Raw genomic sequence first — 17917 nt, forward strand, 5'->3', positions numbered from 1 at the left:
AGCTTAGAGGGCTTGCAGTTTTCTAGTAACTTATTGTATCAATATCTTTACAAACGCAACATATTGCAATAGCTTAAAATAAAATTATGAAAAAGGGCCTCGTTTACGTTGGGATCACATGGAAACCAATCACGTAGAAAATAAAAAAAACAAAAACATTCCAACAGACGCCGACAACAGCCTCAAAGTTGGGCGCGTTCTTAGAATTCGCGGCACTATTGTTGACGTTCAGTTTAACCAAAAGCACGTTCCCGATATTCTTAACAACCTTACCATCATGTTGGACGAAGATAGCAATATGTCTGACAATATGATTAATCTTGAGGTTGCACAACATTTGGGCGATGGTATTGTCCGCTGCATAGCACTAGAACCAATCGAGGGGATCACGCGAGGCTTACCTGTACTCAACACAGGCGGACCAATTATGGTGCCAGTTGGCAAAGGAGTATTGGGACGCATTTTTGACGTTATGGGCCGCCCAATTGACGGCATCACCGACCCCATCACTGCCGAAAAATGGCCAATCTACCGCAGCGCACCAAGCTTGATTGAACAAAAAACGTCGGTCGACATTCTTGAAACCGGCATCAAAGCAATTGATCTTTTATGTCCATACGTCAAAGGCTCAAAAATTGGCCTCTTTGGCGGCGCAGGCGTGGGTAAAACCATTATCGTGCAAGAACTGATTAGAAACGTTGCCATTGAACATGGCGGGTATTCAGTATTTGTAGGCATTGGCGAACGAACACGCGAAGGTAACGAACTCTGGCTCGAAATGAAATCTTCTGGCGTTATTAATAAAACAGCCCTGGTCTTTGGACAAATGGGAGAGATGCCGGGCGCGCGCTTGCGCGTTGGCCTGACCGGCTTAACCATGGCCGAATATTTCCGCGATGAAGAAAACAAAGATACCTTGTTATTTATCGACAATATTTTTCGCTACGTGCAAGCAGGCTCTGAAGTTTCTGCGCTGCTGGGCCGCATGCCTTCGGCGGTTGGTTACCAACCAACCCTTGCCTCAGAAATGGGAATGTTGCAGGAGCGCATTACGAGCACGCAAAATGGGTCTATCACGTCAATTCAAGCAGTGTACGTTCCGGCAGACGACTACACCGACCCAGCACCGGCAACAACCTTTCAGCATCTGGATGCCAGCACCGTACTCTCACGCAAAATTGCACAAGCGGGCCTTTTTCCTGCAATCGACCCTCTTGAGTCTAACTCAAGCGGCATGAAAGCAAATGTGGTAGGCAAAGAGCACTACAACGTGGCACGCAGCGTTCAACAAATTTTGCAAAAGTACAAAGAACTGCAAGATATTATTGCTATTTTGGGCATGGACGAGCTTTCTGAAGATGACAAAACAATTGTATACCGTGCTAAAAAAATCCAAAAGTTTTTAACACAACCACTTTTTGTTGCCGAACAATTTACCGGCCTTGCAGGGCGCTTTGTAAAAGTTGAACAAACAGTTGAAGATTTTGGGCACATTATTGCTGGTGAGTGCGACAACCTACCAGAACAAGCATTTTATATGATTGGCACACTGGCAGAAGCACATGAAAAAGCCAAGCTTCATTTGTAGGAATCATTATGGCAGTTCTTGAATTAGAAATCATTGGCCCCACGTCGGCAAAAAAGCTCACCATCAAATGGGTAGAGATCGAAAGCCCCACCGGTAGCTTTTTGGTTGGCCCCGGCCATATTCCGCTCGTTTCCATCATCAAAAAAAAGAGCATTTTGCTCTACCAGCCGCACGATGCTGAGGCTACAACGCTCGAAGTTGATGGGGGTATTTTTAGCGTTGCTGACAACAAGGCAATTGCTATTCTTGACTAATTACTTAAAACTTTCTTATTGAATTTAAAAAAAGACCGTACTTGACTATAAATTTCAATCTGCTAAGATGATTCTTTGGCTCATAAAGTCATTTTTCTAAAATATAACCGACTTAAAAAAAAACAGGTTCGTTCGTTATTTAATACAACACATTACTGTACGTTTTAATTTACTTTTTAATGAAAAACAAGTACAACTAATGCTTTAAACGAATTAACCGCTAGAGAGGACGTAATAAAGCCATGTTTCACAAGTTAATTAGGACATTCTGGGGAGACCTCAAGGGGCAAGAACTAACCAAGTTCCTCCTTCTCGCACTGGGCTTTTTCTTTTTAATAGGCTCATATTGGCCACTAAAAACACTTAAGGACAGCATTTTTGTTAACATTGTTGGTCCTGAGTACATTCCCATGGCAAAAATTTTGTCACTCACCATCTTCTTTCCGCTCGTTATGATTTATTCAAAGCTGGTGGACGTTTTTGTTAAAGAAAAGATGGTGTACTTACTCGTGGGCGTTTACGGCTTTATTGGCCTTATTTTCGTTTACTTCTTTTTCCATCCAACAATCGGCTTACAAAACGCCGTTCCAAGCGCTTCACGCTTACTTGGTTGGCTCTTCTTTTTGTACGTTGAAAGTTATGTTTCATTAATGATTTCACTCTTCTGGTCATTTACGCACGACATTACCACACCAGAGTCGGCAAAAAAAGGTTATGGCCTCATTATTTTTGGCACTCAACTTGGCGGCTTTTTGCTCACACTTTTAGGCAACCGATTGTCGGCAGACCCAGAGCTTTACGCCTCTCGCGCACCACTAATTGCCTTAATCTCAATCTGTTTATTTTTCTTTATCGCTCTGGTAACGTTTATTTTGCATAAAATTGTTGCCAAAGAAATCTTGGAAGGATACGAAGATAAAGTTGCACCTGCAACCCTAGAAGAACCAACATCGGTCGGTTTTCTGGATGGTTTAAAACTCTTGCTCACGCATCCGTACGTTGCCGGCATCTTCTTTCTTATTTTCTTCCACGAGTTTGTTTCAACGGTCATGAACTTTCAAATGATTATGCAAGCAAAAACAACCTACGTTTCTGCTGGCTTAGTTAACAAATTCCTCTTCGACTACGCACTGGCTGTACAAGGCACTGCGTGCTTGTTTGGCTTGCTGGGTACATCATTTTTTCAACGCCGCTTTGGCATACGCTTTTGTTTAATTGCTTACCCGCTGCTGTTGGGAATCTCAATTATTTACTACCTTGCCAACCCAACATTGCAAAGCATTTTTTATGTGATGATTATTGCAAAAGCAATCAATTACGCCTTCAACCAGCCGGCAAAAGAGGTTCTGTACATCCCAACCACCAAGAATATAAAATACAAGTCTAAGGCCTGGATCGACATGTTTGGCATGCGCTTTTCAAAGGCTGCCGGCTCTACCGCTAACACCATTATTGTTACCATGTCGTACCTAACCGGCCCTATTGTTTTGTCGCTTATTGCTATCTGGGCCATACTGGCAAGCATGATTGGCAAAACGTTTAATACTGCTATTTCAGAAAAAAAGATCATCGATTAATACCAATAAATGGTAGCTGAATCAACTATTTGCAAGAATAGTCGATATGAAATATACTGATTGCTTGTGAAAAACGAAAGGATATAGTGTCTATGAACAAAAGTGGGTAGGTACTTATTCGCAACAAAATACTGAGAGAACAACATTTTAGTAACCTTTTTTAGGAGCTTTTTTTATGCTGAGTAGAATTAAACACGCCCTCTGGGGAGATTTGACCAAAGACGAAGTTAAAAAATTTGGTATGCTCTCATTCACGTTCTTGTTCATTATTGGTACCTACTGGCTCATGCGTCCACTCAAAGACGGTCTTTTCATGGACTTGGTTGGACCTGCATCATTGCCTTACGCCAAAATGCTTTCATTCGCGTTCATTGTTCCTTTAATTCTTTTCTATTCCAAGCTTGTTGACTTGGTAGAAAAACAAAAGCTGTTCTATGTTTTGTGTACTATTTATGGCATTTTATTTGCCGGCGTTGCATTTTTACTTGCACAACCAGCCTTTGCACTTAACGGCCCAAGCACCCCTGCAAAGCGTATGCTTGGCTGGTGCGTATATTTGGCTATTGAAAGCTTTGGTTCATTGTTGGTTACCCTTTTCTGGTCGTTCGTTGCAAGCTCAACCGACACGACTTCAGCAAAAAGAGGCTACGCGCTCATTATTTCAGGCGCGCAAATTGGTTCCATCACCGGACCTTATTTGGCAACAAACGCAGAACACCTTGGTCTTTCATTGTTGACCGGCATTGTTGCTGGCGGCATTTTGCTGGTACCTTTGTTGATCAAAATGTTCATCACCATATACCCAAGCTCAGCTGAAAAGAGTGTTTCAACCAAGCCAAAAACCGGCGCGTTTGAAGGTTTTAAACTCTTGCTGACCAAGCCATACCTTCTTGGCATACTTGGCGTTGCAACATTGTACGAAGTAATTGGTACCGTTATCGACTACCAACTCAAATATTTGGCAAAAGAAACCTATGGCAGCGCAGAAAAAGTTACTCAATTCTTGGGCTACTTTGGTTTGACCACCAACGCACTTGCTTTGGTATTCTCGTTGATTGGAACAACATTCTTCATCAACCGTTACGGCCTTACCTTCTGCTTGGTTATGTATCCAGTGAGCGTTGCCATTGTTTTGGTAAACATCTGGGCATTGCCTGGTCTTTGGGTAGTATTTGCGGGCATGGTTGCTATTAAAGGCTTCAGCTACGCATTGAACAACCCTTGCAAAGAAATTATGTACATCCCAACCAGCAAAGACGTTAAGTTTAAAGCTAAAGGTTGGATCGACATGTTCGGTTCCCGTTCTTCCAAAGCCACAGGTGCCGGTATTGGTTCTATGTTCTCAAGCATGACCAGCCTTGCGCTCTACGGACCACTCGTTTGTATGGGTATTGTAGGCATCTGGATCATGGTTGCTTTGTACGTTGGCAGAACCAACAAGAAACTTGTTGATAGCAAAACAATCATTGAGTAATGATTGTTTTCTAAAAAACTACTAAAAGGCCGGAGCTTTTTGCTCTGGCCTTTTTTCTTGATATCTTTAAATAAGCGGGGGTAATAAGCTATCGTAAAAATAGTACGTGAAGATATTTAAAACAAAAGGAGACTTAATGCTAAGTTCTATAAAACAAGCCCTCTGGGGCAAATTAACACGCGAAGAGTTTAAACGGTTTAGTATTTTATCGCTCACGCTCTTGCTCATTTTGGGCACCTACTGGCTCATGAAACCGCTTAAAGACGCGCTCTTTGCCAAAATGGTAGGCCCCGATTTTTATCCGTACGTAAAAATTCTTTCCTTCTGGTTTACCATCCCACTCATTTTGCTTTATTCCAAAGCGGTAGACCTATTTGAAAAGCAAAATTTGTTTTATATTTTTTCAGCTTTTTACGGCTCACTCTTTTTCATTATCGCACTCTTACTTGCCCACCCAACCATTGGCCTGGCCAACACCACGCCAAACAAGTACCGCATTTTAGGCTGGGCGCTGTATGTAACGATTGAAACTTTTGGCTCGCTCATGGTTGCTCTTTTTTGGGCTTTCGTTGCAAGTTCTACCAACACCGAGGCGGCAAAGCGTGGCTATGCATTAATTATTGCTGGCGCCCAAATTGGCACCATTGCTGGGCCCTACATTGCCTTGAGTGCCCCAACCTTAGGTATCCCACTCCTTATGTTTTGCATTTGCGCTGGCGTAACTTTTATACCTGTTCTCATTAAAATTTTCACACACTTCAACCCCCGCGCTGCCGAGCACCACGCACCGTCAGAAAAAACTGGGCCCATTGAAGGGCTTAAGTTACTGCTGACCAGGCCCTACCTGCTGGGCGTGATGGGCGTTTCGGTTTTATACGACATTGTTGCCACCATTCTTGAATTTCAAATGGTATCGCTTGCCAACACTCAGTTTCATTCAACCGAACACTTGGCACGTTTTCTCAGCTACTTTGGTTTAATGACCAACGGCTCAGCATTATTGATCTCACTGATCGGTACCAGCTTTTTAGTGCGCCGCTTTGGCCTGACTTTTTGTTTGGTTGTCTATCCGGTTATTACCGCGGTTGCTCTGCTGCACATTTTGTGGATACCTGTTTTATGGGTCGTGGTTGGCGCGCTCGTGGTAATAAAAAGTTTGAATTACGCACTCAATAATCCATGCAAAGAAATGCTCTACATTCCCACCAGCCGCGATATTAAGTTTAAAGCGAAGAGCTGGATTGATATGTTTGGTTGCCGCTCAGCCAAAGCTGGTGGCGGTTTTTTAAGCACCTTTTTTACACAAATGCATGAGCTGCTTTTTTATGGCCCACTGCTTTCGCTTGGTGTAGTCGGCGTTTGGATTATTATTGCGCTGTACACGGGCACAACACACCGTGCACTTGAAAAGAGTAATCGAACGATTGAATAAATCGAATAAAACTTTTCATTCTTATTACCCATTTTTTTTGCTATCCTCTCGCACATTAATCACCTTTTTTTCAGGATAATGTTGGTCACGATGGATTACAAAAAACAGTTTAATCATTTCATAAACAAAGAGCTCAACAAACCACAGCAAGAGGCAGCAACGCAAAAGTCTGGCGCACTGCTGGTTATTGCTGGCGCAGGCTCAGGAAAAACGCGCGTAATTACCGCACGCATTGCCAATTTAATTATTAACGAAAACGTAAGCCCAAAGGCCATTACTGCGCTCACCTTCACCAACAAAGCTGCCGAAGAAATGAAAGAGCGCTTGCACAAGTTTCTTGATGGCAACCACGAGCTACCGTTTGTTGGCACATTCCATTCATACTGCCTTCTGCTTTTGAGAACCAACCTGCATTATCTTTCAGCGCCCTACTTTTCAATTCTTGATGGTGACGACCAACTCAGCATCGTGAAACAAATTATAAAAAAAGGTGCTCTTGAAAAGCAGATCACGCCCTCGCAAATTATGTACCAGCTATCGCAGTACAAAAATAAGTATTTCATGAATCCGCAAGAGGCTGAAAACACCGTAAGCCCGCTCATAAAAGAAATTTATCATGCGTATGAGGCAGAAAAAACAGCCGCTCGCAGCTTTGACTTTGACGACTTGATTCTGGAAGTCTTAAAACTATTTAGAAAGAATAAAACGTTCAAACGCGAGTTCCAAGCAAAAATTAAGCATGTGCTCGTTGACGAATATCAAGATACCAGCCACACGCAGCACGAGCTGCTACGACAAATGGGCCTTGATGAGGATAAAAAATTTATTCTGGATTCACTGTGTGCCGTTGGCGATGAAGACCAGTCAATTTATTCATGGCGCGGGGCAACCGTTACCAACATGCTTAAAATTAAGCAGGAGTTTGCGCCGGTAACCACCGTTAAAATTGAACAAAACTATCGCTCCGTCACCCCGATTTTAGAAACTGCTAACCACGTGATTCAGCATAACACACAGCGAAACCCTAAAAAGTTGTGGTCGGACAAGCAGGGCAAAAATAGAATTTTATTGCTGACCTGCCGCTCGGGCGAGCAAGAAGCCGATGCCGTAGCGATCTTGTTAAAAAATTTGCCAGAAAATAAAAAGCTGAGCAACGTAGCCATTTTGTACCGCACACACTATCAATCGCGCTCGTTGGAAGAATCGCTCATTTATCACGCAATCCCCTACCGCATTATTGGCGGTATCCGCTTTTATGAACGCAAAGAAATTAAAGATGTTTTGGCGTACCTACGCTTGATGGTAAACCCCTTTGACCGCATCAGCCTGCTGCGCATTGTTAACTATCCGCTGCGCGGCCTTGGGCAAAAGTTTGAAGAACAGCTGATGGAAGCCTGGCAACAAAACCCACTGCTCGACTTTAAGCAACTAATTACGTATTTGATTTCAAGCGAAGGCGTTAGTTCGGCAAAGCAGCTGGCGCTCAAGCAATTTTTGGCAATCTATGCAACAGCACCACAAAACGGCTCTCCGTCAGACTTAGTTGACCATGTGCTGACAAAAATTGATTACCTTAATTATTTGCGCACCACGCTGGACGCACAAGAAGCTGACACAAAAATTGAAAACGTACGCGAGTTGGTACAATCAATTGCCACGTTTGAAAAGAATTTTGACGGATCGCGCGAGTCGGTTAACCCTAACGACCCTTTTGCCAGTAGCTCAAACGCACCAACACTTGAAAACTTTTTGTACGAAGTTACGTTGATGCAAGAAAAGAGTGATAACGAAAACCGCGATGACCAGGTCTGTTTAATGACACTGCACGGATCTAAAGGCCTTGAGTTTGATATGGTTATTATTACCGGCCTTGAAGAAGAAATGCTGCCAAGCGGCAAAGCGCTCAACACCAACGAAGAACTTGAAGAAGAGCGACGCCTGTTTTATGTGGGCATTACGCGGGCAGAAGAACGCCTGGTACTTACGCACGCTGATTACCGCAACCGCTTTGGCACGATAGTGCACCAAATTCCGTCACGCTTTTTGTCTGAACTTAAGCGGCCACTGGTTCAAGAGTTTAATGCGAGCAATGCCCACGCAACACAACTTAAAACACAGTTTAGACGCTGGCTTGGTCTTTCTACTCAGTTTGACCAAAACATTCTTACGTTTACCAACTTTATACCACCAGACCGGTTGAGTGGAGAAAATACGGTTGAATCATCTCCCCCTTCGAGACGCCTGTCTTCGCTAAAAGCTACGTCAGGCTCCTCAGGGCGAACGGGAAAAAGGATATTCTCCGAAAAACCAGAATACCTGATCCATCAATCGACACAAAATAATAACAAGTACACAAGATCACAGGATCCAAATCGCTCGCTAAAGAACAAACAAGTTTCTTCCTCCGTTCGCCCTGAGGAGCATGGCGTAGCTCGCAAGAGCTTAGACAGGCGTCTCGAAGGGTCTACAAACAAAACAGCCCCAACGAGCGAATGGTACAAAAACCAATTAGTTGAGCACAGCAAGTTTGGCAAAGGGATTGTAACGCACGTTGAAAAGGCCGATGGCGATGCGTACCACATTACCGCCATCTTTCAATCTGGGCCTAAAAAGATTCTTTCGAGTTTTTTGAAGAAGAGTTGAGGAGAGCACGAAATTCCAAGTCCGCTTGCGCTTCAATCTCAGCAATCTCTTTTTTAGTAAGCCTCTTTTCAAGGTGTTCTTGAAAGCTCTTTGTTTTCATAGACATCTTCACTTTAGGCATGTTTCGATTTTTCATTTTCTCTTTCAATTTAATTGTTTCTACCCCCAATTTTAGCACATAGCAAACTAAGAAAGAAGGGCTTGCAATTAATGGTAAAAACCCCAAAACAGAAGGCCATTAAATTTCCACTTGAAACGAATTAAAGCCTTTGCAAACCAGCCAAAAGTGCCTTACAATTGAACAATTGGGAAAACTTTTTTGGGAACCATTTTGGGGGAATTTTCATGAACCGCAAACTTATTCTATCGCTTGCCATAATGACATTGTTTAGTATTTCTCTCGCAGCACAAGAGAGCAGAAAAACCATCCGCTCCTTTGATGCAAGCTGGAAGCTTATATTCCAAGAAGCCCTCAAAAAACATACACCTTCCTGGAAACTCGTAAAAGCAATACGAGCACATGATAATAAAAAACTATCAGAGATTCTTAAAAACCCAACCATCAACGTAAATCCAATCGTTATGAAGGGAAGTGAAGGTTTCAAAACACAATTGCATCCGCTCGACGAAGCAATTTCTTGCAACAATATTGAAGCAGTTAAACTTTTATTGGCCCACACCGTTACTTTAGGCACAACAAAAATAAACACTGATGGCTCTATGGCAGGTCACTATTTCGATATCAAAGATATCGACATTAATGCTCCCGGTCTTTGCGGCCTTACGCCGTTGCACACAGCGGTCTCTCTTGGCAGAACTGAATGCCTTAAGCTCTTACTTGCACACAAAAGAACGATTTGGTATGAAAAACTTCTACCGTTCGATCGTAAAGAAGCAGCAATCAACCTCAATGCGGCCGAAAAATACGGCAACACCGCCCTTCATTTGGCTGTTTCTCTTGATAAAGCCGACTTAGTAGAACTTTTACTTGCACACCCTGGCATTGACGTCAACGCAAAAAACAACGAAGGATGGACACCGCTCCACACTGCTGTTTGGTATGAAACAACTGATTGTATAAAGCTTTTGCTTGCGCACAAAGAAATCAAACCGATTGATCCAAACCTTATCAACTGGATCAAACAAGAACTTGATACTAGAAAAGAACAAGCTGAACGAGCTTTCGAAATTTGGCTACTCTTGGAAAATCATGGGCAAATTTTAGATGGCCCTGGCGGCATGAGCCCAACTACGATTGGCGCGGAATTTTAATTGGTCCTGATACGCTACCTCATTGTCCCTGCGGCCCAATAATGGTTGCATAAATAATTTTGCTGCAAAAAGTTTGAGGGGCACCGTTTCTGGTGCCCCTCTTTTTTTATAACGATCTAAAGCGTTGCAAGCTGCTGGACCAACGTTACCAACTTTGCTTTCAGTACTTGCAGCGCAGCAGACAAATCATTTAACGATGCAGCAGAAGATACTGGTAGAGTTGGTGCCGTTTGAACGCTTGGTCGTATTCTTTTTTTTACTTTTTCAAGCGCTTTTTTAAGCATATCTTTATCTTTATCATCTGCCTTCTCTAACGGCGTATTGCCCGCACTGTCCTTCACACCAGGATCAGCCCCTGCCGCAAGTAATAATTCAACTATCTCTTGATGCGAATTCAGCCATTCCTTATGTCCTGCTCGATTCCTTGGAAACATTGAATGCGTCGCCCACAGATGCAATGGCGTTGATCCAGCATCTTCACTCTTAATATTCACATTGGCACCAGCCTGAATAAGCTCTTTTGCGCGATTTTGATCCTTGGCTTTCAGCGCAATCAGCAACTCTTTGCCCAGTAATTCCTTAATAAATGTGTATCTGATAGGTGCCTTGGATAGCGTCAACTTCCCATCGTTCACTGCAGGACTATATTCTTTGTGTAAAAGATCGGGAATCACACCTCCTCCAGCATCAACTAACTGCTTGGCTATATCTTCTTCCAAGGCTAATTCCAAGGCAAAGGCGAGCGGCGTACAGTCTTTATACGTAGTAAATGCATAGGAAAACGTATATTTTTTAAACAAACTTTCTTTTGGTACTGTTTTAAGAAAATCTTGAAACGCCTGCAAATCACTCTCCACTTTTCTATCTAGATCATCCCTGAGCTTAACAAGTTTTTCGCACAATTCTCTACCCTTTAACCAGACATCATTATTTGCATCTTGCAATGCATGCAAAACATCTCCACTTCCATCAGAAATGGCAAGTCGAGGATCTGCCCCTGCGGCCAACAACAACCTTACAATATCAAGTCTATTCTTCTTCACTGCCACACCAAGAGGCGTATCTTTTTTGAGAAAAAAAGCTTTGGTCCACGAGTGCCATGAATATTCATTATTCAAATCGGCAACTTGCTCAATAAGCGTTTTAACAACCTCCATGTCCGGAGAAAGAACACTATCGATCTCAGAACACAACGCACTCCCCAATTGATCTTGATTTGACGCTGCACCAAAAACAATGCCCTGCGCGCCCAGCACCAGCAGCCCCACCACCAACCATAATTTTGCAATCTTCATAACACACTCCCTCGTTCTATTTTTTGACCAAAGCTACTTTTGCCAACAAGAGTAGCAAACTGAAAATAAAAAAGAGAAGAAGAAGAAGAAGAAGTGTTTCCCAAGCGTTTTTACAGCACAAGCAACCACGCTTTTAGCCTCCCTGGCTACTTTTTTAAATTATTTACAAGCTGAACAGGCACTGGCTATACTCATAATAAGATAAGATAATTATTAAATCGCGAAAGGTTTCTTAATGAAAAAAAGCGCTTTTTTTGCAATTTTATTCACTTTTTTGCTAACCCATAACCTGCATGGCGCCCCAGCAGACCAGCCAACGCTGACCGTTCCTGCAAGCATGTGGTACGCCGCCATGGGCTCAACCAACTCATTGGCTCAGCTGCCACCAGCAGCATTGGTAGAACCGGACGAAAACGGCCAAACACCCCTGCACATTGCAGCTCAGAACGGGCACCCAAATACTATTTTGTTTTTGCTGCAACAAGGCGCACCGGTTAACGTAGCAGACAAACAAGGTCTAACCGCCTTGCACCTGGCTGCTCAATTTGGCCAAAAGCCATGCGTACAAACGCTGCTCAACCAAAAGGCTGCTATCAACAGTGCTGGTACCACGGGCATAACACCGCTGCATTTGGCCGCCTTTTACGGCCAACTTGATGTAGTAAAACAGCTTCTTGAATACAAAGAATGTAACATTGAAGCGGTTACCAAAGGCAAATCTACCCCACTCCATTTTGCGGCTCAAAGCGGACAGACCGTCTGCGTAGAAGCATTGTTGGCAAAAAATGCCAAAGTTGACGTACGAAATACGCTGGACGAAACACCACTTTTACAAGCAATAAAAAATAATCAGCTAGCTAGCGCACAGCTCTTGCTTAACAAAAATGCTACTGTCAGTATTAGAAACAAACTTGGCTCAACGCCCCTGCATTATGCCGCTTTAAATAACTTTAACGAAGGAATCACCGCGCTCTTAAAAAAAGGCGCAACGGTAAACGTTAAAGACAAAAACGGCATGAGCCCACTGCACTACACTGCCGGCAACAATAATCTGGATGGCACCAAACAACTTTTGGAAAAAGGGGCCAGCATTAACACGGCAAACAACAATAAAAGCACGCCGCTGCACATTGCTGCCACTAACAATGCACTCGACTGCATCCCGCTCTTGCTGGCAAAAGGCGCCGACGTTAACGCGACAGACGCCAACAAATCAACACCACTGCACTTGGCAGCCACCAACGGCCACGAGCTGGGCGTACGCTTGCTGCTGAGCAGCAAAGGAACCAAGGCTATTGGCATTGACGCTGTTGATGCTGCTGGCGCAACACCGCTGCACCGCGCCGCCCAAAACGGCCACGTGACTGTTTGTTTTATGTTGATCATGAGCGGTGCAAACTTATTAACCCCAACCACCAATGCGGCTACTGCAAATGCTAACAAAACAGCACAAACGCTGGCTGCGCAAAACGGGCACTATGCCCTGGCTAATGCCCTGCAGTACACACAAACCAATGGCCAGCTGCCAAGCATTGCGGCTGCAGAAAGCGCGTGCACGCTCTGTGCGCAACAGTTCAACATTGCCGAAGTTGGCATGCAACTGCCGTGCGGGCACATGATGCACCCAAACTGCCTGCAAACGTTTATTGCCCAACCTACTCAACTTGCCTACCAATGCCCAACCTGCCAAGCAGCTGCACAGGCGCAAGCGCAAGCAATTGCAGTTTTAATGGTTGCGGCAAGTCCAACCAATGAAGCGGTAGGTAAAAAGTAAGGAACACAAAGCTCACTCGCCGTAAATCTCGTTCAACAAAGCTTCGACTGAGTTCCAACAGAACCCGCGCCCTTCTTTGCGTTGAAGGTTTTCGTTACCGCCATAAACAACGTAAAGCGGCAATGTTTCTTGCTCGGTAATCTCTCGCCAGGCAAAAAGCTCTTTAAAAAAGTTATCTGAAAAAGTCATACCTGCTTTAATTTCAACCGGCACAACGTGGTTGTACGATTTTTCAATAACCACATCAATTTCATGGCCCTGCACATCGCGCCAGAAATAGATCTGCGGCGTCTTGTTGTGATTGTAATTGTGTTTAAACATTTCACTAATCACAAACGATTCAAACAACGCGCCCTTGAGCGGATGCGTATGCAGCTCTTCTGCTGTTCTGATCCCTAGCAACGAACAAACCAATGACGTATCGTTAAAGTAGATTTTGGGGCTTTTAATTACGCGCTTGTTAAAATTTTTGTAGTACGGTGGAAGCAACTTGATAATGTAACTTGCTTCTAAAATTGCAATCCACGACTTGGCAGTATTCAAACTGATGCCAGCATCGCGTGCAATGTCGGCATAGTTAAGCAAGTTGCCAACACGCGCAGCACACAACTTTAAAAAGCCTTGAAACGCAATAACATCAGAGATATTCAGCACTTGCCGCACATCTTTTTCAACGTACGTACTGATATAATTTGAGCACCATGTTTGCACCGGAATTGGCTGAGAATAAAGCCGCGGATAACAACCTTTAATGAACAACGAAGCAAAATCTTCAGGCAGCATATTGGCATCATGCAATTCTTGGACCGACAATGGCAACAGCGTAAGCAGGGCTATCCGACCTGCCAGCGTTTGAGTTATTTTTTCGTACATAAGAAAATGCTGTGAGCCGGTAATAATAAAATAACCCGGCCGATACGCTTGGTCCACAATCCCTTGCATGTACGAAAGCAACTCTGGCACTTCTTGAATTTCATCAATAATTAAACCGATGTGCTGAGCATACGTAGCAAAAAAGCCCCGCGGGTCTTGCTGTGCTGCACTCCGCTTGTCTAAGTCTTCCAACGTAACATAGGCATAGCCAGCAAAAGTCTCTTTTACCAAGGTGGTCTTGCCAGACTGCCGAGGGCCCATAACTGCCACCACGGGAAACTGCGTAGCTAATTCTTGCAAATGAGCGGTAATAGTACGCTTAATAATCATCTTTTTTGCCCCTTTTTTAGACTTTTTACAAAACTCGTACAATCTGCAATCCTATTGCATATTTTACACGATTTGCCAAAAACATCAAACAGATCGTTATTTTCGAGCAGGACAAGTTTTTAAAACCAGGCCTTTCGAGCCCTCAACCACGCCCCTTTTTGACAAAAAAGTGCCCCTTCGGTATGCTGGTTGCACGGAAAAACATGATAGATTAAGCAAAATTCTTACCGCTGGGTTGTGGGCACTATGAAATTTAACACCGCGTTTCGTTCTCTTTCTCTGACACTTGTGTGCGCACTGAGCACCTCTTTTTATGCACACGCTGCCACTCCAGCAACTGATTCGGCCCCAGTGGTTTCTGATGACGAAAAAATGGTCCCGGTTGGACCAGTACTCAAAGGCCTTGTTGCCCTTGCCTTCTTGCAACTGTACTATTTTACCGCCCCAAAGCACACGCAAGAGCGGCTCAAAGAACAGTTCTCGCCAAAAAACCTCGCATTCAACTTTGCCGGAGAATATTCTTCGTATTTCTTAATGACGCTCATTCATGAGCTTGGTCACGCGGCCGTTGCCAACTATATCAACAACGACCCAATCAATATTCACATGGGCGGTAATGATAACAGCAAGTTGGACGATCCTCTTTTTGCAACCGATCATTTCACGCTCGATGGCTTAAGCCCGCTTGAAGGACTCACTATCTATCGCCTTTCAACTCAAATGACCGATAAACTTTTGTTTGTTGAATATTTACAAGATTGCTTAAAAAACAACGAGACGCTTGAAACTATTTCTGCTGAAAAATTTGGCACCTTCAAAGAGGCTTTTGTTAACTCGCCAGCATACCAAGAGCTCTTACAAAAACTTGAAAATAACAAATCAAAAGAAAATCTTATTTTGGCAGCTGGTGGCATTGCTGCCCTTTCAGTCAACACACTCTTTAAATTTATGCGCTCAATGGCAAAAAGTTATCAGGAAAATGCTGAAGCTCTTGATGCTCTTAAGGCATCGTTTGGCGCAGCTTTTTCTATCGACAAAATAGTACTCAATCAAGTGTTGAGTGCCTTCTTGCCATGCAGCAAAAACAGCGATGGCGCCAAATTGTGGCGCAACATTGCAGGCGTGCCCGAAGGCGTGCTTGAATTTTGCTACACGGCAGCACCATACGTAGACATGCTTGGCGAGTGCTACCTTGCCTACAAAGACCCACGAGCTGAATCAGCCAAACTCCCCGATAAACTTATGATTGGTTTGATTAACTATTTATTGCGCGGTTATTTGCGTTTTCACGCTTAACGACGCTTTTTCTTAGCTGCACTCAAATACAGCAACCAGCTGGAAAAGATCATAAACCCAGCAACGCCCACCGGCAATGCGGGGTTAAACATTGCCAAAAAACCACCAAAAAAAGTTCCCAAAACAGTAACCAGCGCCTGCATTGCCCAGATCATAGCAATACCTTTTCCTTGCTTGTCATCATCAACTGAGTTGGAAATAATGGCCATCATGTTGGGCAAAATTGAGGCGATACAGCCAATGTACAAAACAATAAAAATATAAAGCCCGATGGTTGTTGGCGGCATAAAAACTGCCAAGCTTAAAAAAGCAAGCAGCGGCAATGCCGACAGAACAATAGTGCGCGGTGCTGCAATGCGCGAAAGTGGACGCACCAGCAGGAGCTGAAGCAATAAATACATCACACCAGCATACACAAACATAGTACCAATTTGTGAAGCGCCGTAATTAAAAACTTTGAGCAAATAGGTTGAAAAAAATTGCGTACTAAACGTCCAACCAAAAATAAACAAGCTCGCTGCTGCAAAAATACTGCGCAATTGTGGATAATGAAACATTTGGCCAAGATGGCCAAACGTTATAAAAAATTTCTTTCTTTTAACCGTTTTTTTTGAACGATCACGAAATAGCTGGTAAGCAACAAAAAGCAAGTTAAGTACTGTCAGGCCGCCCAAAATTAAGAATGGTATTGCCAAATCATGAGCAACACCCAGCAAGGCATTGGTATATTGACCACCTAACAAGCCGCCACCAATAAAACCGCAGGCAACGGCAATTTCCACCATGCTCATGTTGCTCACTTTGTCAGCATTAGTATCATCACTCACATCAGCCATAAACGACTGCGCAATAGCAACGTTTGCAGCAAAAAGACCGGCACAAAAACGGCTGGCAAAGAGCAACCAAACACTAGCATAATGTATTGCCAGTGCGGTTAGAAACAAACTTACCGTAGCACCAGTAAGCGTTATTATCATCGTAAAACGCCGACCGTACGAATCTGAAATTTGCCCCCAAAGCGGTGACATAAAAAATTGGCCGGCATAATAAGCTGTCAGTACAAAACCAACAAAGAGCGTACCATAAGCCTGCGTTGTTTGTTCTGACAAAAGCTTATAGTGAGAGTCTGCTAACAAAACAGGAAACACCACCAGTGATACCACAATGTTAAGATAGTCGAGAAACGCGGCGGACAAAAATGGCGCATACTGCATTATTTTACGGTTCATGAAATCCCCTTTGAAAACCCCTAAAAATATTCCCTTCCTTTCACGCCAGAACGGTACAAAAGGAAGGGCCTGTTCGAACAAATTGTAAGCGTTTGTTATAAGCGCTCAATATTATTTTTGGTGAAATATTTTGTTTCGTTTTTGGCAAACGGCATTGCATCGTTAAATTCTTTAAGATATTTGTTGGTGCGCTTGAGCGTTTGCTCATCAATTTTAACCGGAGAATCCCAATCTCCAACTTTAAAGGTCAATGGGATAGCAAGCTTAATGCCTCGATAATTTAAATGACCATTAACCGCAAGCATTTTTTTCATTGATGTTTTTGGCGTAATAGTAAAATCTTTACCAACCACCAAGCCATTAGGCAACTTAACACCATGACCAGGAACAACAAAGTAACCTTCCTGGGTTTTAATTACCTCAAAGAAACGACCGCTAATACTTGGATTGCGGCTTGCATAAGGCCCGCGCCATTTTTTTGGATACGCCAGATTAAGTCCACCAATAATTGAACCTTCAAAACTTTTGGTCGTCAAAAAGTCAACAATCGCATGATCACCGTGAATACTCACAATATTGCAACGTTGGTCGATATCGTGCAATATCGATTCAATGTTTTTAAGATTGCCGGTAATCACTGAAGAAACGAAATACGGCTGGTTATAGTACAATTTGCCTAAAAAAGTAAGTAACAAAATTGCCAAAATTGCCGTACTAAAATAAATGAAATAAGACCTAAAGAATCTAAAAAATGGTCCCATTTTTCGATCAACTCGACGATCGATTGTATCCATAAAATCATCAAGCTTTTTCATAACACACTCCTTTTTGAGCATTTTTTTGCACTCCCTTAACCTTCCCCAGTGGTTTATTGTATAAA

At 43.3% G+C, this 17917-nt stretch carries 13 protein-coding genes; 9 read left to right on the forward strand and 4 right to left on the reverse strand.

Features of this window, described 5'->3' with window-relative positions:
- Window positions 1–118: 118 nt before the first annotated feature.
- The 7 genes from atpD to K2W90_04845 all read left to right on the forward strand — a co-directional run bounded on the left by atpD (window position 119) and on the right by K2W90_04845 (window position 10240).
- A complete protein-coding gene (atpD, locus tag K2W90_04815) occupies window positions 119–1588 on the forward strand; it encodes a F0F1 ATP synthase subunit beta (GenBank protein ID MBY0353657.1) in 1470 nt (489 codons plus the stop codon).
- A gap of 8 nt (window positions 1589–1596) precedes the next feature.
- Window positions 1597–1842: a hypothetical protein gene (locus tag K2W90_04820; protein ID MBY0353658.1), complete on the forward strand. Its 246-nt coding sequence runs from the start codon at window positions 1597–1599 to the stop codon at window positions 1840–1842.
- Between the two features lie 242 nt (window positions 1843–2084).
- Window positions 2085–3419 carry a hypothetical protein gene (locus K2W90_04825; GenBank protein MBY0353659.1) on the forward strand — a complete coding sequence of 445 codons (1335 nt, stop codon included), beginning with the start codon at window positions 2085–2087 and terminating at the stop codon, window positions 3417–3419.
- A 175-nt stretch (window positions 3420–3594) separates the two neighbouring features.
- The gene (locus tag K2W90_04830; protein ID MBY0353660.1) at window positions 3595–4893 is read left to right on the forward strand and encodes a hypothetical protein; all 1299 of its coding nucleotides are present in this window, start codon (window positions 3595–3597) and stop codon (window positions 4891–4893) included.
- Between the two features lie 136 nt (window positions 4894–5029).
- A complete protein-coding gene (locus K2W90_04835) occupies window positions 5030–6325 on the forward strand; it encodes a hypothetical protein (protein ID MBY0353661.1) in 1296 nt (431 codons plus the stop codon).
- Between the two features lie 90 nt (window positions 6326–6415).
- Window positions 6416–8968, forward strand: coding sequence for a UvrD-helicase domain-containing protein (locus K2W90_04840; GenBank protein ID MBY0353662.1), 2553 nt, complete (start codon window positions 6416–6418; stop codon window positions 8966–8968).
- A 345-nt stretch (window positions 8969–9313) separates the two neighbouring features.
- Entirely contained in the window at window positions 9314–10240 is a 927-nt protein-coding gene (locus K2W90_04845; GenBank protein ID MBY0353663.1) for an ankyrin repeat domain-containing protein, read from the forward strand.
- Window positions 10241–10356: 116 nt separating this feature from the next.
- On the opposite strand, the gene K2W90_04850 is transcribed toward K2W90_04845, so the two are convergent.
- A complete protein-coding gene (locus tag K2W90_04850) occupies window positions 10357–11535 on the reverse strand; it encodes a hypothetical protein (GenBank protein MBY0353664.1) in 1179 nt (392 codons plus the stop codon).
- Between the two features lie 235 nt (window positions 11536–11770).
- Between K2W90_04850 and K2W90_04855 the strand changes: the two genes are divergently transcribed.
- Window positions 11771–13309: an ankyrin repeat domain-containing protein gene (locus K2W90_04855; protein MBY0353665.1), complete on the forward strand. Its 1539-nt coding sequence runs from the start codon at window positions 11771–11773 to the stop codon at window positions 13307–13309.
- 12 nt (window positions 13310–13321) lie between these two features.
- On the opposite strand, the gene K2W90_04860 is transcribed toward K2W90_04855, so the two are convergent.
- Window positions 13322–14512 carry an ATP-binding protein gene (locus tag K2W90_04860; GenBank protein ID MBY0353666.1) on the reverse strand — a complete coding sequence of 397 codons (1191 nt, stop codon included), beginning with the start codon at window positions 14510–14512 and terminating at the stop codon, window positions 13322–13324.
- A gap of 246 nt (window positions 14513–14758) precedes the next feature.
- Here K2W90_04860 and K2W90_04865 point away from each other — a divergent pair, with 246 nt between their 5' ends.
- Complete coding sequence (locus K2W90_04865; GenBank protein MBY0353667.1) at window positions 14759–15808, forward strand: hypothetical protein; 1050 nt, start codon at window positions 14759–14761, stop codon at window positions 15806–15808.
- Here the strand turns inward: K2W90_04865 and K2W90_04870 are convergent.
- Together K2W90_04870 and K2W90_04875 are read right to left on the reverse strand one after the other, a co-directional pair.
- On the reverse strand, window positions 15805–17037 hold the full coding sequence (locus K2W90_04870; protein ID MBY0353668.1) for an MFS transporter: 1233 nt from the start codon (window positions 17035–17037) through the stop codon (window positions 15805–15807). The two genes, K2W90_04865 and K2W90_04870, sit on opposite strands and share 4 nt — an antisense overlap.
- 95 nt (window positions 17038–17132) lie before the next feature.
- The gene (locus K2W90_04875; GenBank protein MBY0353669.1) at window positions 17133–17852 is read right to left on the reverse strand and encodes a hypothetical protein; all 720 of its coding nucleotides are present in this window, start codon (window positions 17850–17852) and stop codon (window positions 17133–17135) included.
- Window positions 17853–17917: the final 65 nt, after the last annotated feature.

The sequence above is a fragment of the Candidatus Babeliales bacterium genome (assembly GCA_019749895.1).
Taxonomy (GTDB): domain Bacteria; phylum Babelota; class Babeliae; order Babelales; family RVW-14; genus AaIE-18.

Bases quoted from the DNA above. Each gene is read 5' to 3' on its own strand.
- K2W90_04830 (MBY0353660.1), top strand. From the start codon at position 3,595: ATGCTGAGTAGAATTAAACACGCCCTCTGGGGAGATTTGACCAAAGAC.
- K2W90_04850 (MBY0353664.1), bottom strand. From the start codon at position 11,535: ATGAAGATTGCAAAATTATGGTTGGTGGTGGGGCTGCTGGTGCTGGGC.
- atpD (MBY0353657.1), top strand. From the start codon at position 119: ATGGAAACCAATCACGTAGAAAATAAAAAAAACAAAAACATTCCAACA.
- K2W90_04835 (MBY0353661.1), top strand. From the start codon at position 5,030: ATGCTAAGTTCTATAAAACAAGCCCTCTGGGGCAAATTAACACGCGAA.
- K2W90_04870 (MBY0353668.1), bottom strand. From the start codon at position 17,037: ATGAACCGTAAAATAATGCAGTATGCGCCATTTTTGTCCGCCGCGTTT.
- K2W90_04865 (MBY0353667.1), top strand. From the start codon at position 14,759: ATGAAATTTAACACCGCGTTTCGTTCTCTTTCTCTGACACTTGTGTGC.
- K2W90_04845 (MBY0353663.1), top strand. From the start codon at position 9,314: ATGAACCGCAAACTTATTCTATCGCTTGCCATAATGACATTGTTTAGT.
- K2W90_04860 (MBY0353666.1), bottom strand. From the start codon at position 14,512: ATGATTATTAAGCGTACTATTACCGCTCATTTGCAAGAATTAGCTACG.
- K2W90_04855 (MBY0353665.1), top strand. From the start codon at position 11,771: ATGAAAAAAAGCGCTTTTTTTGCAATTTTATTCACTTTTTTGCTAACC.
- K2W90_04825 (MBY0353659.1), top strand. From the start codon at position 2,085: ATGTTTCACAAGTTAATTAGGACATTCTGGGGAGACCTCAAGGGGCAA.
- K2W90_04875 (MBY0353669.1), bottom strand. From the start codon at position 17,852: ATGAAAAAGCTTGATGATTTTATGGATACAATCGATCGTCGAGTTGAT.
- K2W90_04820 (MBY0353658.1), top strand. From the start codon at position 1,597: ATGGCAGTTCTTGAATTAGAAATCATTGGCCCCACGTCGGCAAAAAAG.
- K2W90_04840 (MBY0353662.1), top strand. From the start codon at position 6,416: ATGGATTACAAAAAACAGTTTAATCATTTCATAAACAAAGAGCTCAAC.